Annotated in this window: 13 protein-coding genes; 7 read left to right on the forward strand and 6 right to left on the reverse strand. The window is 71.5% G+C overall.

Annotation, left to right across the window (positions count from 1 at the left end; all coding sequences use genetic code 11):
• Positions 1-473 precede the first annotated feature (473 nt).
• From guaB to ACFMQL_RS17995, 5 genes are all read left to right on the forward strand, one after another.
• Entirely contained in the window at positions 474-1,955 is a 1,482-nt protein-coding gene (guaB, locus tag ACFMQL_RS17975) for an IMP dehydrogenase (protein ID WP_364068552.1), read from the forward strand.
• Positions 1,956-1,971: 16 nt separating this feature from the next.
• Entirely contained in the window at positions 1,972-3,081 is a 1,110-nt protein-coding gene (locus ACFMQL_RS17980; RefSeq protein WP_378790174.1) for a GuaB3 family IMP dehydrogenase-related protein, read from the forward strand.
• A gap of 462 nt (positions 3,082-3,543) precedes the next feature.
• Positions 3,544-3,795 (forward strand): hypothetical protein, encoded by a 252-nt coding sequence (locus ACFMQL_RS17985; protein ID WP_364068548.1) that lies wholly within the window; start codon positions 3,544-3,546, stop codon positions 3,793-3,795.
• A 6-nt stretch (positions 3,796-3,801) separates the two neighbouring features.
• Complete coding sequence (locus ACFMQL_RS17990) at positions 3,802-4,146, forward strand: hypothetical protein (RefSeq protein WP_364068546.1); 345 nt, start codon at positions 3,802-3,804, stop codon at positions 4,144-4,146.
• Positions 4,147-4,242: 96 nt separating this feature from the next.
• Positions 4,243-4,380: a hypothetical protein gene (locus ACFMQL_RS17995; RefSeq protein ID WP_378786129.1), complete on the forward strand. Its 138-nt coding sequence runs from the start codon at positions 4,243-4,245 to the stop codon at positions 4,378-4,380.
• Between the two features lie 7 nt (positions 4,381-4,387).
• Here the strand turns inward: ACFMQL_RS17995 and ACFMQL_RS18000 are convergent, their stop codons facing one another.
• The 4 genes from ACFMQL_RS18000 to ACFMQL_RS18015 form a co-directional block, all read right to left on the reverse strand.
• Positions 4,388-5,215, reverse strand: a complete 828-nt coding sequence (locus tag ACFMQL_RS18000; protein WP_378786131.1) for a ketose-bisphosphate aldolase — start codon at positions 5,213-5,215, stop codon at positions 4,388-4,390.
• 11 nt (positions 5,216-5,226) lie between these two features.
• Positions 5,227-6,132, reverse strand: coding sequence for a 1-phosphofructokinase family hexose kinase (locus ACFMQL_RS18005; protein WP_378786133.1), 906 nt, complete (start codon positions 6,130-6,132; stop codon positions 5,227-5,229).
• Positions 6,132-7,037, reverse strand: a complete 906-nt coding sequence (nagA, locus tag ACFMQL_RS18010; protein ID WP_378786135.1) for an N-acetylglucosamine-6-phosphate deacetylase — start codon at positions 7,035-7,037, stop codon at positions 6,132-6,134. The genes ACFMQL_RS18005 and nagA overlap by 1 nt, the downstream gene beginning before the upstream one ends.
• A gap of 223 nt (positions 7,038-7,260) precedes the next feature.
• A complete protein-coding gene (locus ACFMQL_RS18015; protein WP_364068536.1) occupies positions 7,261-8,133 on the reverse strand; it encodes a sugar isomerase in 873 nt (290 codons plus the stop codon).
• Positions 8,134-8,261: 128 nt separating this feature from the next.
• On the opposite strand from ACFMQL_RS18015, the gene ACFMQL_RS18020 reads away from it, so the two are divergent.
• Positions 8,262-9,032 (forward strand): DeoR/GlpR family DNA-binding transcription regulator, encoded by a 771-nt coding sequence (locus tag ACFMQL_RS18020; protein ID WP_364068534.1) that lies wholly within the window; start codon positions 8,262-8,264, stop codon positions 9,030-9,032.
• Positions 9,033-9,141: 109 nt separating this feature from the next.
• Positions 9,142-10,878: a glycerol-3-phosphate dehydrogenase gene (gene glpD / locus ACFMQL_RS18025; RefSeq protein ID WP_378786138.1), complete on the forward strand. Its 1,737-nt coding sequence runs from the start codon at positions 9,142-9,144 to the stop codon at positions 10,876-10,878.
• A 78-nt stretch (positions 10,879-10,956) separates the two neighbouring features.
• Here the strand turns inward: glpD and ACFMQL_RS18030 are convergent, their stop codons facing one another.
• Complete coding sequence (locus ACFMQL_RS18030) at positions 10,957-12,216, reverse strand: S8 family serine peptidase (RefSeq protein ID WP_378786140.1); 1,260 nt, start codon at positions 12,214-12,216, stop codon at positions 10,957-10,959.
• 158 nt (positions 12,217-12,374) lie between these two features.
• Positions 12,375-14,438, reverse strand: coding sequence for a beta-propeller domain-containing protein (locus tag ACFMQL_RS18035; RefSeq protein ID WP_378786142.1), 2,064 nt, complete (start codon positions 14,436-14,438; stop codon positions 12,375-12,377).
• Positions 14,439-14,440: the final 2 nt, after the last annotated feature.

A 14,440-nucleotide genomic window follows, 5' to 3' on the forward strand; every position in this document is an offset into this window, starting at 1 on the left:
GCGGCGGAGTTGCAGCTTCGTGCAGTTGCACGTTTGCACATTGCTAAACGCCGCTCTGTAACGCACGCTTTACCTAGCGTCGGCATTCAGCGATGGGCGCGGCGGCGCCGGCCATCAGGACGCGGAGGGGGGTTCGGTGGTGCGGAGCGCCGCCTGCCCGGATGCCGATGGCCCGGAGGCGGGACGGATCACCGACCGTCCCGTCCCCGGGCGCTTTCCGATGCCGGGAGTACGAAGGCCGTGGGGGCTTTCGTCCTCCCGGCATCCGTGCGTTCAGGTCCCGCAAGCCCCAGTACCAGGTCCCCGGAAGCCTCGGCACCTGTCCGTGCGCGCTCCACGTCCTCCTGCCCCGTCCCTCCTGTGCCGGGGCGTCCTCGTACGAAGCGGGCAGGCCGCCTCCCTGCATCAATGCGTTTGGAGGCAGGCCCTAGACTTAGCTCAATCACGCGTGCGAGGCAGGGAGGGGCCGCGGCATGTCCAAGTTCACCGAGATGGGTCTGACCTTCGATGACGTGCTGTTGGTGCCCGCATATTCAGATCTCCAGCCGGGCGAGGCCGACACCACGGCCCGCCTGTCGCGCAACATCACGCTGCGGATCCCGCTGATCTCGGCGGCCATGGACACCGTGACCGAGGCCCGCATGGCGGTCGCGATGGCCCGGCAGGGCGGCATCGGCATCCTGCACCGCAACCTGTCGGTCGACGAGCAGGCCCAGCAGGTCGACCTGGTGAAGCGGTCAGAGGCCGGCATGGTCACCAACCCGGTGACGTGCAGCCCCGACGACACGCTCGCCGACGTCGAGCGGCTGTGCGCGACGTACCGGATCTCCGGCGTGCCCGTCACCGACGAGTCGGGCACGCTCGTCGGCATCGTGACCAACCGCGACATGCGCTTCGAGACCGACCAGACGCGGCCCGTCCGCGAGGTCATGACGAAGATGCCGCTGGTCACCGCGCCGGTCGGGGTCTCGCGCGACGAGGCGTTCGCGCTGCTGCGACGCAACAAGGTCGAGAAGCTGCCGCTGGTCGATCCCGACGGCCGGCTGCGCGGCCTGATCACGGTCAAAGACTTCACCAAGAGCGAGCAGTACCCGCTGTCCACCAAAGACGCCGACGGCCGGCTGCTGGTCGGCGCCGCGGTGGGCGTCGGCGGTGACGCCGAGGTGCGGGCCAAGGCGCTGATCGAGGCCGGCGTCGACGTGATCGTCGTCGACGTGGCGCACGGCCACTCCAAGGGCCTGGCCGACATGATCGCCAAGATCAAGGCCAACAGCAGCGTCGACGTCATCGGCGGAAACGTCGCCACCAGGGCCGGCGCGCAGATGCTGGTCGACGCGGGCGCCGACGCCGTCAAGGTCGGCGTGGGCCCCGGCTCCATCTGCACCACCCGCGTCGTCGCCGGAGTCGGCGCGCCGCAGATCACGGCCATCTACGAAGCGTCCAAGGCGTGCGCGCCCGCCGGGGTGCCGGTCATCGGTGACGGCGGCCTGCAGTACTCCGGCGACATCGCCAAGGCCATCGCCGCCGGCGCCGACACCGTCATGCTGGGCTCGCTCCTCGCCGGCTGCGAGGAATCGCCCGGTGAGCTGATCTTCATCAACGGCAAGCAGTTCAAGTCGTACCGTGGCATGGGGTCGCTCGGCGCCGTACGCAACCGCGAGCGCGGCGGCACCTCCTTCAGCAAGGACCGCTACGCGCAGGCGGACGTCGGCGGCGAGGACAAGTACATCCCCGAGGGCATCGAGGGTCAGGTCCCCTACCGCGGGCCGGTCGCCGCCGTCGCCCACCAGCTCGTCGGCGGTCTGCGCCAGGGCATGTGGTACGCGGGCTGCCGCACCATCGAGCAGATGCACACCGACTGCGAGCTCATGCCGATCACCGCGGCGGGCCTCAAGGAGAGCCACCCCCACGACATCCAGATGACCGTGGAAGCTCCGAACTATCACAGAAGGTAAGTTCATGACTCAGCAGGTGGAGATCGGCCGGGGGAAGACCGGGCGGAGGGCGTACTCGCTCGACGAGATCGGTTTGGTGCCCTCGCGGCGCACCCGCGACCCGGAGGAGGTGTCGATCGCCTGGCAGATCGACGCCTACCGGTTCGAGCTGCCCGTGGTCGTCGCTCCCATGGACAGCGTGGTCTCGCCGGCCACCGCCATCGAGATCGGCCGGCTCGGCGGGCTCGCCCCGCTCGACCTCGAAGGGCTCTGGACGCGCTACGAGGACCCGCTGCCGCTGCTTGAGGAGTGCGCCGCCCTCGACCAGCAGGCGGCCACCAAGCGGCTCCAGGAGATCTACGCCGCGCCCATCCAGGAGGAGCTGATCGGCCGCAGGATCGAGGAGATCCGCGCGTCCGGGGTGACCACGGCCGTACGCCTGTCGCCGCAGCGCACCGTGCAGTACCACAAGGCCGTCATCGACGCGGGCGTCGACATCTTCGTCATCCGCGGCACCACGGTCTCGGCCGAGCACGTCTCGGGGCGGGCCGAGCCGCTCAACCTCAAGCAGTTCATCTACGAGCTCGACGTGCCGGTCATCGTGGGCGGCTGCGCGACCTACACCGCCGCGCTGCACCTGATGCGCACCGGTGCGGCCGGCGTGCTCGTCGGCTTCGGCGGCGGCGCCTCCCACACCACCCGCAACGTCCTGGGCGTGGCCGTGCCGATGGCGACCGCGATCTCCGACGTGGCGGCGGCTCGGCGCGACTACCTGGACGAGTCCGGCGGCCGCTACGTCCACGTGATCGCCGACGGCGGCATGGGCACCTCCGGCGACATCGCCAAGGCCATCGCCTGCGGGGCCGACGCCGTCATGGTGGGCTCGCCGCTGGCGCGCGCCGTCGAGGCCCCCGGCCACGGCTTCCACTGGGGCTCCGAGGCGCACCACCCCGACCTGCCGCGCGGCCGCCGCGTCCACTTCGGCACGGTCGGCACGCTGGAGCAGATCCTGCACGGGCCGTCCAGCGTGGCCGACGGGTCGATGAACCTCATGGGCGCGCTGAAGCGCACCATGGCCTCCACCGGCTACTCCGACATCAAGGAGTTCCAGCGGGTCGAGGTCGTCGTGGCGCCCATCCAGCGCTGAGTACGTCGAGCGCGAGGCGCCGGGGGTTCGGCGCTTCGCGCTGGTTCCGGCACCTTCCGCTTCTCTGGCACCGCAGGCCCACCGCCTGCGGTGCTTCTCTTCGGCCGGCGTCTTTGCTGTGCGCCGTGATTTGTGGTCTGGTCGTCGCCTCTTCCGGCCCTCTGGGGGTGATGGGAGGGCGCTGTCTGCGGTGCTCGCGTCTGGGCTGCTGTCTTCGCTGTGCGCCGTGGTTCGCGGTCTGGCCGTTGTCACTCCTGGTCGTGTGGGGGTGGTGGGGAGGGGCGCTGTCTGCGGTGCGTGCGTTCGAGCTGCCGCTTTCGCTGGGTGCCGTGGTTTGCGGCGCGTCGCCTTCCCGGAGTGGTGTTGGGCTTGGTGCGATGCTGGGGCCAAGGGTGGATATGCCGGGGTTTGGGGGCTGATGCCCGTGTGCGTGGAAGGGGGGCGCCGATAGAGTGCCTGTCCATGGATTCGGAATCACTCGAAGACAGGGTCAAGCGGCTCGAACAGCAGGTGGCCTCGCTCCAGCAGTACCTCGGCATCCGGCTCGACGACAGCGGTGAGCTGCGGCTGTCGCCGGAGTTTCATGCGGCGGTGCGCGACGGCAAGCTGGTCAAGGCCATCGCGATCTACCGTAAGGAGACCGGGGCCTCGCTGGTGAACGCCAAGAAGGCGGTGGAGGCGATGCAGCGCCGCCAGGACGCGATCGAACGCTGAGCGCGGATGGCCGACCTCACCCACACCCACGCACTGACGTACGAGGGCGGCCGGGTCGTCAAGCGCTACGTCGAGCCCAAGCCCGGCGCGGCCGAGCGGGAGTGGCGGGCGCTGACCGTCCTCGCCGAGCACACCCCCGGCCTCGCCCCCGAGCCGATCGCGTACGAGGACGGCGTGGTGACGATGTCGCGGCTGGACGGGGTGCCGCTGCGCGGCATGGGTGGGGCGCAGGTGCGCCGAGTGGCGGCCCAGGGGCGCTCAGGCGGACCTGGCCGTCAAGGAGGGCCTGCGCTGGCTGGAGAGCCGGACGCCCGGCGAGCAGGGCGTCACGCCCGCGTTCAGCACGGGTGACGGCAACCTCGCCAACTTCCTCTGGACGGCACGAGCGTCCGCATCGTCGACTTCGAGGACTCAGGCCGCAGCGACCTGGCGTACGAGGTGGCCGAGATGGCCGAGCACGTGTCGATGTGGGTGGACGGCGAGATCGACATCTTGGCGGACATCTTGGCGGACATCTTGGCGGACATCGTGGCGGGCATCGTGGCGGGCATCGCGGCGGGCATCGCGGCGCGCGACCCGCAATGACCCCCGTCTACGACGGGTTGAGGACGCCGAGCAGGTGGGTGACCTCGCGGGCGACCGCGTCGCGGCCCGCCTTGAGGTACTTGCGCGAGTCCACCACCCGCTCATCGTGGGCCAGGTAGTCGCGGACGGCCCCGGTGAACGCCTTGTTCAGGTGTGTGGCGATGTTGATCTTCTTCATGCCCCGCCGTACGGCCTCGCGCAGCACGTCATCAGGCACCCCCGAGGAGCCGTGCAGCACCAGCGGCACCGGCACGGCGGCCCGTAGCTCGGCGATGAGGTCGAGGTCGAGCACCGCGTCCTTGGTGGTCATGGCGTGGGAGGTGCCGACGGCCACGGCCAGCGCGTCGACGCCGGTCCGCGTCACGTAGTCGGCGGCCTCGTGCGGCTTAGTGCGCGCGCCGGGCGCGTGCACGCCGTCCTTGCCCCCGACCTCGCCCAGCTCGGCCTCCACCCACACGCCGCGCTCGTGGCACCAGGCGGCGACCTCGGCGGTGCTCGCGACGTTCTCCTCGTCGGGCAGGGCGGAGGCGTCGTACATGACCGAGCCGAGGCCGAGGCCGACGGCCTCTTCGACGAGCGCCCGGTCGGTGGCGTGGTCGAGATGCACGGCGACCGGCACCTCGGCGCGGCGGGCGACGGCGAGCGCGGCCAGCGCGATGGGTTCGAGCGCGCCGTGGTAGCGCACGCAGTTCTCGCTGATCTGCAGCACGACGGGCAGGCCGAGCGCCTCGGCACCGGCGACGATGGCGGTGGCGTGTTCGAGCTGGATGACGTTGAACGCGCCCACCCCTGCGGGTGACCGGGTCACGATGTCGCCGATGGGGGCGAGGGGCATGGCGGGCTCCTTCAGCTGATGGTGATCTGCGGGTGGATGTCGGCGTACACGTCGGGGGCGAACTCGCCGGCGACGGGCGTGGCGACGGCGGCGGCGCCGAGCGCGGCGGCGCGGCGCAGGCGTTCCGGCCAGGGCTCGCGTTCGACGAGGCCGAGGGCGAGACCGGCGACGAGCGAGTCGCCCGCTCCTGTGGGGTTGCCGTGCACGGCGTACGGCATGCGCGCGCGGAAGGTGCCCTCGCCGGTGACGGCCAGCAGCCCGCCCGCGCCCATGGACACGACCACCGCCTCGGCCCCCTGCCCGCGCAGGGCCTCCGCGCCCTCTGCTGGGCTGCCGGGCACGGCCCTGGCCAGCTCCTCGGCGTTGGGTTTCAGGATGGACGGCCGCCCCTTGGGCGCGTGGCGCAGCGGCTCGCCGTCGGCGTCCACGATGGCGGGCACGCCCAGGGAGGCGGCGACGGCGGCGAGCGTGGCGTAGGCGTCGGACGGCACGCCGCGCGGCAGGCTGCCGGAGAGCACGACCGCGTCGGCCCCGGCCAGCAGGGACTCGTAGTAGCGGGTGAACCCGGCCAGCTCGGCGGCGCTCACCTCGGGCCCCGGCTCGTTGAACAGCGCCGTGCGGCCCGCGTCGGGGTCGGTGACGGCGAGCGTGGTGCGGGAGTCGGCGGCGACCGCGTACAGGTCGTGGGGGATGCCGGCGGCCCGCAGGTCGGCTTCGATCGCCTGGCCGGTCGGACCACCGGCCAGGCCGGTGACCAGCACGTCGCGGCCGAGCGCGCGCAGCACCCTGGCGACGTTCACGCCCTTGCCCCCGGCCCGCCGGTGCACGCCGGCCACGCGGTTGACGCCGTCCCAGTCGGCGCCGGGCACCCGGTAGGTGGTGTCGAGGGCGAGGTTGAGGGTCACCGTGACGATCATCAGGGCTCCATGATCCAGACGCCGTCTTTCAGCACGCCGTCGACCTGCAGGGAGTCGGAGAGCACGACCAGGTCGGCGGCCTTGCCGACGGCGATCGAGCCGATGCGGTCGGCCAGGCCGAGCACGCGGGCGGGGGTCAGCGAGGTCACCTGTACGGCGTCCGGCAGCGACATGCCGAGCTCCTGGACCGCGCGGCGGAAGGCGACGTCCATGGTGAGCGTGGAGCCCGCGATGGAGCCGCCCTCGGCCAGCCTGGCCACGCCGTCGCGCACGTGGACCTGCATCGGGCCGAGCACGTAGTCGCCGTCGCCGAGCCCGGTGGCGGACATGGCGTCGGTGACGAGCATCGTGCGGCCCGGCCCGGCCACCTCGTACGCCAGCCGCAGCATGGCCGCGTGGACGTGGACCCCGTCGTTGATCAGCTCGACCGTCACCCGCTCGTCGTCGAGCAGCGCCGCTACCGGGCCGGGTGCGCGGTGGCCGAGCGGTGGCATCGCGTTGTAGAGGTGGGTGGCCACGGTGGCGCCCGCGTCGATGCCGGCGATGGTCTGCTCGTAGTCGGCGTCGCTGTGTCCGATGGCGGCGATGACGCCTTCGTCCGCGGCCATCCTGATCGTGTCGAGCGCGCCGGGCAGCTCGGGCGCGATCGTCACCATGCGGGCGTGCCCGCGCGCGGCCTTGACCAGCCCGGCGAACTCCTGCGGTGAGGGCTCGCGCAGCAGCGTGGGGTCGTGGGCGCCGCAGCGGGCCTTGGCGATGTACGGGCCCTCGAAGTGCACACCGGCCAGCAGGCCCTCGTCGCACAGCTCGGCCAGCGCGGCGGCCGCCCTGGTCAGGCCCTCGACGGTGTCGGTGACGAGGCTGGCCACGGTCGTGGTGGTGCCGTGGCGGCGGTGCAGCGCCACGGCGTCGCGCGCCTTGTCCTGCTCACCGGTGGGGAACGAGCCCCCGCGCCCCCGTGGTTGTGCACGTCCACGAACCCTGGGACCACGTGGCGCCCGCCCAGCCGCAGGCCGGGTCCGGGGGCGGCGCCGTGGCCGACATGCGTGATGCGGCCGTCTTCGATGGTCAGCCACCCCTCGTGAACTCCCTCGGGCGTCACGATCCTGGCGTCGGCAAGAGTAAGGCTCATGAAGAAAGGATCACAGATCGCGTGAGGTGCATGGGCTCGTCGGGGTCGAGCCCGCGCGCGAAGGCACGGGCCACGGCGACCCGCTGGACGCGGATCAGCTCGGCCATCGGGTCGAGCGCGCCCTCGATGAACGTGCCGCCGGTCGCCTCGACCTGGGCGCGCAGGCCCTCGGGCGCGGTGCCGAGCATCCACGTCACCCGGCCGGGGCCCGCGATGCTGATCGGGCCGTGACGGTACTCCATCGCCGGATACGCCTCCGTCCACGACCTGGACGCCTCGCGCATCTTCAGCGCCGCCTCCTGGGCGAGGCCGACCGACCAGCCGGTGCCGAGGAAGCTGAACTGCTCGGCGTTCACCAACTGGTCGGGCAGCGGCTCGGCGACGGCCCGCTCGGCGTCGGCGATGGCCTGGGTGAGGTCCTCGCCGAGGCTCGCGCGGAGCATGGCGAGCTGGGTGGTGGCGAACCTGGTCTGCACGACGGACTTCTCGTCGGCGTAGTCGAGCACGATCAGGTCCTGCGCGGCGTCCTTGATCGGCGTGTTGGGGTCGGCGGTGACGGCCGTGGTCCTGGTGTCGATCCTGCCGAGCAGGTCGAGCACCTCGGTCGTGGTGCCGGAACGGGTCAGCGCGAGCACCCGGTCGTAGCGGCGGCCCGCGGGGAACTCGGAGGCGGCGAACGCGTCGGTCTCGCCGTGCCCGGCCCGCTCGCGCAGCGCCGCGTACGCCATCGCGATGAACCACGACGTACCGCAGCCGACCACGGCGACCCGCTCACCCCGGGCGGGGAGCGCGTCGGCGGGGACGTTCGCCACGGCGCGCCGCCAGCACGACGGCTGGGACGCGATCTCGGCTTCGGTGTGGGTGGTCACCACTTACCTCCAAGCTTGATTGTTTCTGCGTTTTTTATAGCAGAAAACGGCAAAAATGAACATCGGTGGCTCTGGGGTCCCAGGTTGTGCCACGCTTGCTCCTGACCTCATCCCCTTAGGAGGCCGACGTGTCCCGCTACGACCGCTGGAACGCCATCCTCGAACTGCTGGCGCAGGAGGGCAGGCTGTCGGTGGAGGAGGCCGCGCAGGCGCTGGACGTCTCCACCGCCACGATCAGGCGGGACTTCGACCAGCTCGCCCAGCAGCAGATGCTCATGCGCACGCGCGGCGGCGCGGTGTCGCAGAGCGTCAGCTACGACCTGCCGCTGCGCTACAAGACCGCGCGGCACGCCGACGAGAAGCACCGCATCGCCGCGGCGGCGGCCGAGCTGGTCTCGCCCGGGGCGGTCGTCGGGCTGAACGGCGGCACCACCACCTCCGAGCTGGCCCGCACGCTCGCCACGCTGCCCGCGCTGGAGAGCGGCTTCACGATCGTCACGAACGCGCTCAACATCGCCTCCGAGCTCACCGTCCGCAAGCACGTCAAGATCGTGGTGACCGGCGGGGTGGCGCGGCCGCAGTCGTACGAGCTGATCGGCCCGCTCTCCACCGGCGTGCTGGAGCAGGTGACGCTCGACGTCGCCTTCCTCGGCGTGGACGCGCTCGACGTCGGGCTCGGCGCGTCCGCGCACCACGAGGGCGAGGCCAGCGTCAACAACCTGCTGATCAGCCGGGCCGCCCAGGTCGTGGTGGTGGCCGACTCCTCCAAGATCGGCAGGCGGGCGTTCTCCCGGATCTGCCCCATCGAGCGGATCGACACCCTCGTCACCGACGCCCGGCTCAGTGACGATCTCGCCGCCCGGCTCACCGAGGCGGGCGTGAAGGTCGTACGCGCCTGAAAGCGGCCTCCCCTCGGGCCTGAGCGCGGCTCCCGGCATAAAGCGTTACAGGTCGGACGCTGTGCGGGTAGGTACCAGGAACAGCGACAAAGCCGTTTCAGGGGGAAATATGGCGTCGGGAAAGTGCGCGGCCCGTCTCGGGCCCGCCGAACGGGCCGAGGCGCTGGAGCGCATGAGGGCCCAGGAACTCGACGTCGTCGTGGTAGGCGGCGGCGTCGTGGGTGCCGGCATCGCGCTCGACGCGGTGACCAGGGGCCTTGACGTGGGGCTCGTGGAGGCGCGGGACTTCGCCTCCGGCACGTCGTCACGTTCGTCCAAGCTCATCCACGGTGGCCTGCGCTACCTGGAGCAGCTCAACTTCGACCTGGTACGCGAGGCGCTGCAGGAACGCGCCCTGCTGCTCCAGCGCATCGCGCCCCACCTGGTCAGGCCCGTGCCGTTCCTGTTCCCGCTGACCCACTTCGGGTGGGAGCGCCCGTACGTGGGCGCCGGCGTCATGCTGTACGACACGCTCGGCTTCGCGACCGGCCTGACCCGCGGCGTGCCGGGGCACCGGCACCTGTCGAGGAAGCGGGCGCTGCGCCTTGCCCCCTCGCTGAAGAAGAGCGCATTCACCGGCGCCATCCAGTACTGGGACGCCCAGGTGGACGACGCCCGCTACGTCGTGACCACGCTGCGCACCGCCGCCACCTACGGCGCGCACATCGCGCAGCGGACCCAGGTCGTCGGATTCCTGCGCGAGGGCGAGCGGGTCACCGGCGTGCGGGTGCGCGACCTGGAGAGCGGCGACGAGTTCGACGTACGCGCCAGGCAGGTGGTCAACGCGACCGGCGTGTGGACCGACGACATCCAGGAGCTGGTGGGCGGCAGGGGGCAGATCCACGTACGCGCCTCCAAGGGCATCCACCTGGTCGTGCCGCGCGACCGCATCCAGTCGCTGACCGGCATCATCCTGCGTACGGAGAAGTCGGTGCTGTTCGTCATCCCGTGGGGCCGCCACTGGATCATCGGCACCACCGACACGGAATGGACGCTCGACAGGAGCCATCCGGCCGCCTCCCGCGCCGACATCGACTACCTGCTCGACCACGTCAACGCGATCCTGTCGGTGCCGCTGACCCGCGACGACGTCGAGGGCGTCTACGCGGGGCTGCGGCCGCTGCTGTCGGGCGAGTCCGACGAGACGTCCAAGCTGTCCAGGGAGCACGTGGTCGCCCACCCCGTGCCCGGCCTGGTGATGGTGGCCGGGGGCAAGTACACGACGTACCGGGTGATGGCGCGCGACGCGGTGGACGCGGTGGCGCACGGCCTCGACTACCGGGTGCCGCAATCGTGCACCGACCGCATCCCGCTGGTCGGCGCCGAGGGCTTCCAGGCGCTGTGGAACTCCCGGCACCGCCTCGCCCAGGAGTCGGGGCTGCACGTGGCCAGGATCGAGCACCTGCTGCACCGCTACGGCTCGCTCATCGACGACATCCTGGAGCTGGTCGAGCAGGACCCGTCGCTGGGCCGCCCGCTGGACGGGGCCGACGACTACCTGCGCGCCGAGATCGTCTACGCCGCCACCCACGAGGGGGCCAGGCACCTCAACGACGTGCTGACCCGGCGTACCCGCATCTCCATCGAGACCTTCCACCGCGGGGTCGGGGTGGCGCGCGAGGCGGCGGAGCTGCTGGCCGGGCCGCTCGGCTGGGACGGCGAGCAGGTCAAGCGCGAGGTCGAGTACTACACCAAGCGGGTGGAGGCGGAACGGCGCTCGCAGGAGCAGGACTCCGACCAGGAGGCCGACGCGATCAGGCTGGGCGCGCCGGAGATCGTCCCGGTGGTGGCGCCGGAGAACGCCTAGGGCAGGGCGGTCCGCGGCGCTGCGGTTGTCCGCGGACCGCCCTCATCCGAGGTGGTTCTGCGTCAGGCGCGCCCCGGCTCAGGCCGGGTTGTAGACGCCGGCGTCGTGCACGTCGAGCAGGGGCTCCTTGACGCCGTCACCGGAGTCGTCGGTCCAGTCGGAGTTGCCGGTCGAGATCAGCGTGCTGCGCACGGCCAGCGAGCCTGCCCGCGTGGTCGGCTTGGCCGACCCCGAGGTGAGCAGGGCCGCCGCGCCCGCGACGTGCGGGCTGGCCATCGAGGTGCCGCTGATCGTGTTGTAGCCGCCGCCGGGCCACGTCGAGTAGATGCAGGTGCCGGGCGCGGTGATCTCCACGGTGGAGCCGTAGTTGGAGTAGAAGGCGAGGGTGTCGTCCTGGTCGGACTCGCTGCGGCAGGACAGCGTGCTGCCGCCCTGGCCGCCGGCCTGCCCGTCGTTGTCGGTCAGCGCGGAGACGGTGACCACGTCGGGGTGGTTGGCCGGGAAGAACGAGGCGGTGTTGGCGCTGCTGTTGCCCGCGGCCACCACGACCACGATGCCGGCGTTGACCGCGTTCGTGATGGCGCTGCTGATCGCGCTGCTGGAGCAGCCGCTGCAACCGAGGCTGAGGTTGATGACCTCGATGGTGGAGCTGCGCGCCACCACCCAGTCGATGCCGGCCGCGATGCCCGCGAGCGAGCCTGAGCCGGAGGCGTTGAGCACCTTGACCGCGTGGATGCGCGCGCCGGGTGCGACGCCGACCGGGCCGATCGCGTTGTCGATCGCGCCGATGGTGCCGGCGACGTGGGTGCCGTGGCCGTTGTCGTCGGTGCCGGAGTTGTTGATGCAGAGGCCGATCACGCAGTTGGTCCTGGCGACCACGTTCAGGTCGGGGTGGCTCTGGTCGACGCCGCTGTCCACCACGGCGACGTCCACGTCCACGCGGCGGTCGTCGGTGCCGTCGATGTCGAGGTTGGGGTTGTCCGGGCCGAAGATCCGGCTCACGCCGGTCGGGATGGTCTGGGCGAAGTGGGTGACCACGGCGTCGGGCTCCACGCTGAGCACGCTCGGGTCCTTCTTGAGCTTCTCGGCGGCGGCGGCGCTCAGCTTCGCGGTGTAGCCCTTGAACGCGTGCTGGTAGACGCCGACCAGCTCGCCGCCGAGCTGCGACACCTGGGTCTCGGCCGCGCCGCGCGGCGCGCGCAGCGACGGGTTGAGCTGGACGATGTACGTGCCTTCCTGAGCGGCCTCAGGCGGCTCTGCCGCGGAGGCGGGCAGCGGCGCCGCGGCTAACGCGAGCGCGCTGAGCAGCGATGCGAGCAGGGGGGTGCGTGATCGCATGGCAGCGTGGGGCCCTTTCTCGTGAAGGCGGACCGGCGGTGGCTCGTGACGGGCGCGCCGTGTCCGACAAGACGGTGTAAGCGAATTTTTCACCGGTTGTCGGGATAAGTCCATAAAAAAGGTGCCGGTTCATTTGCGAACCGGCACCTTTTGGTTGCTCAACGAAGCGGGATCCACACTTGTGAATCGAGCGTCTCCATGTCGTTGACCTGGACGCCTTCATACGACACTGTCCAGATCGAGTCGCCGATGACCAGCGAGCGTTCGATACCCGGCCGGTATGGGTACTCGCCGCGCCGCTCCGGATGCTCGATCATGCCCAGCCGCCGTACCTCCTTGTCGTCGATCCTGAGCACCAGCGCGCCCGACTTGTCCGGCTGCACCAGCGGCACCACCGCGAGACCGGTCTTCGGCCAGTACAGGAACGCGTGCGGGTCCCACTCCGCGCCCGAGCCCGAGTCGCGCTGGAAGAACTGCGACAGCCGGCGCGGCGCCGCCGGGTCGCTCACGTCGAACAGCGACACCTGCGTGCCCAGCGTCCTGCCCTTCTCGCTGGCCTCCTGGCCGATGCCGATCAGCCGGCCGTCGGCGGCGGGATGCAGGTACGCCGAGTACCCGGTGATCTTCAGCTCGCCCGTCACCCGGGGATGTGCGGGGTCGCGCAGGTCGAGCGTGTAGAGCGGGTCCACCTGGCGGAACGTCACGCAGTAGCCGACCGGGCCGATGAAGCGCACCGAGTAGATGCGCTCGCCCTTGCCGAGGCCGCCGACCTCGCCCACCTTCTCCATGGTGTCGGCCTTGAGCACGTAGACCGCGCTGGAGCTGTCGCGGCCGTCGGACCGGTTGAGCGTGGTGGCCACGCGGAGGTGGCCGTCGTGCTCGGAGAGCGCGTACTGGTTGAGCAGCCGGCCGGGCACCTTGTCCGAGGCCACGTACGCGGGCGCGCCTGGCTTCGTGATGTCGAAGCGGTGCACCTCCGTCTCCTCGGGCGGCTGCGCGGGGGTGGGCTCCGGCGTGGGCGTTTCCGCGGGCACCGTCTCGGCTGGCACCGTCTCGGCTGGCACCGTCTCGGCCGGCACCGTCGCGGCCGGCGTGCTCCCTGTGGTGGTCGGCGCGATCGGCGGGTCGGTCACCGTCGGCTCCTCCGCCGGGGCCACGGCCGTCGGGCGAGGCGAGGGCGGCGGCGGAAGCCGTCGCACCACGGGGAACCACCAGCGCGGGTTGCTGGCCACGTACAGGCTCTGGCCGGTGCCGTAGACGATGTCGCCGTCGGCGGCCAGCGTGATCGGGTCGGTGCCCGCCGCCGTGATGCCCTGGGCCAGGTCGATCGTGTGCACGGTCAGCATCGAGGTGCCGGTGTAGTCGGCGGGGTGGCTGACCCGCTCGCACGGCACCCGGCTCTGCGTGGTCCTGCCGGACGCGTCGGTGATCTCGATCCTGGGCAGCCACGCCTCGGCTGGGGCGTTCGCGATGACGGCCCGGTTCGCCGCGATCAAGTCCGATTCGCTGCTGCCAGGGCGCCGCTCGTGGAAGACGACGTCGGGCCGGCTGCGGGTGACGAGGCGGACGGTGGAGCCGACCAGCCGCGCGTCCACGTACGATCCCTGCGGCTTGATCGTGCCCAGCACCTTCGGCTCGCCCGCGAGGTCCACCAGCACGTACCGGGTGTCGCCCACCGGACCCCCGGCGATCCGCTTGTACATGATGTCCCCGCCGGCCATCAGCACCAGCGCCCGGTCGCCCGACACCAGCAGGTCCGCGGGGAAGCCGGAGCCGCCCTCGCCCTCGGTCAGCCGGAGCGAGGCGGTGATCTTCCTGGTGGCCGTGTCGATGACGCGCAGGGTGCCGTCGGTGACGGTGATGAGCCGCTCGCCGTCGGTCTTGACCAGGTCGGGCTCGTCCACGCCCGCCTCGTGCACGTTCGTCGTCGAGTGCTCGGGCGACTGCGTGACCGCACGCGCTTTGGCCTCGCTGCGCACGCTGTCCTGCCCGACCATCATCGGCATCGCGTCGCCGAAGCCGTAGGGCCCGACGTTGGCCGCGCTGCGCTCGCGCAGCTCCTCCAGCAGGTCGTCGCACCCGTCGTACGCCACCAGGCGCACCGCGCCGAGGCTCGTCCTCACCGGCGGCGGGCCCTGGTCTCCACCCGGCGACGTGGTGCAGGCGGCCGTGACCGCGGCCAGCGCGGCGGCCGCCACGGTCGTGCGGATCAGCGTGTTCATGC

It is taken from the genome of Nonomuraea fastidiosa, from assembly GCF_042751225.1.
GTDB classification, from domain to species: Bacteria; Actinomycetota; Actinomycetes; order Streptosporangiales; family Streptosporangiaceae; genus Nonomuraea; species Nonomuraea fastidiosa.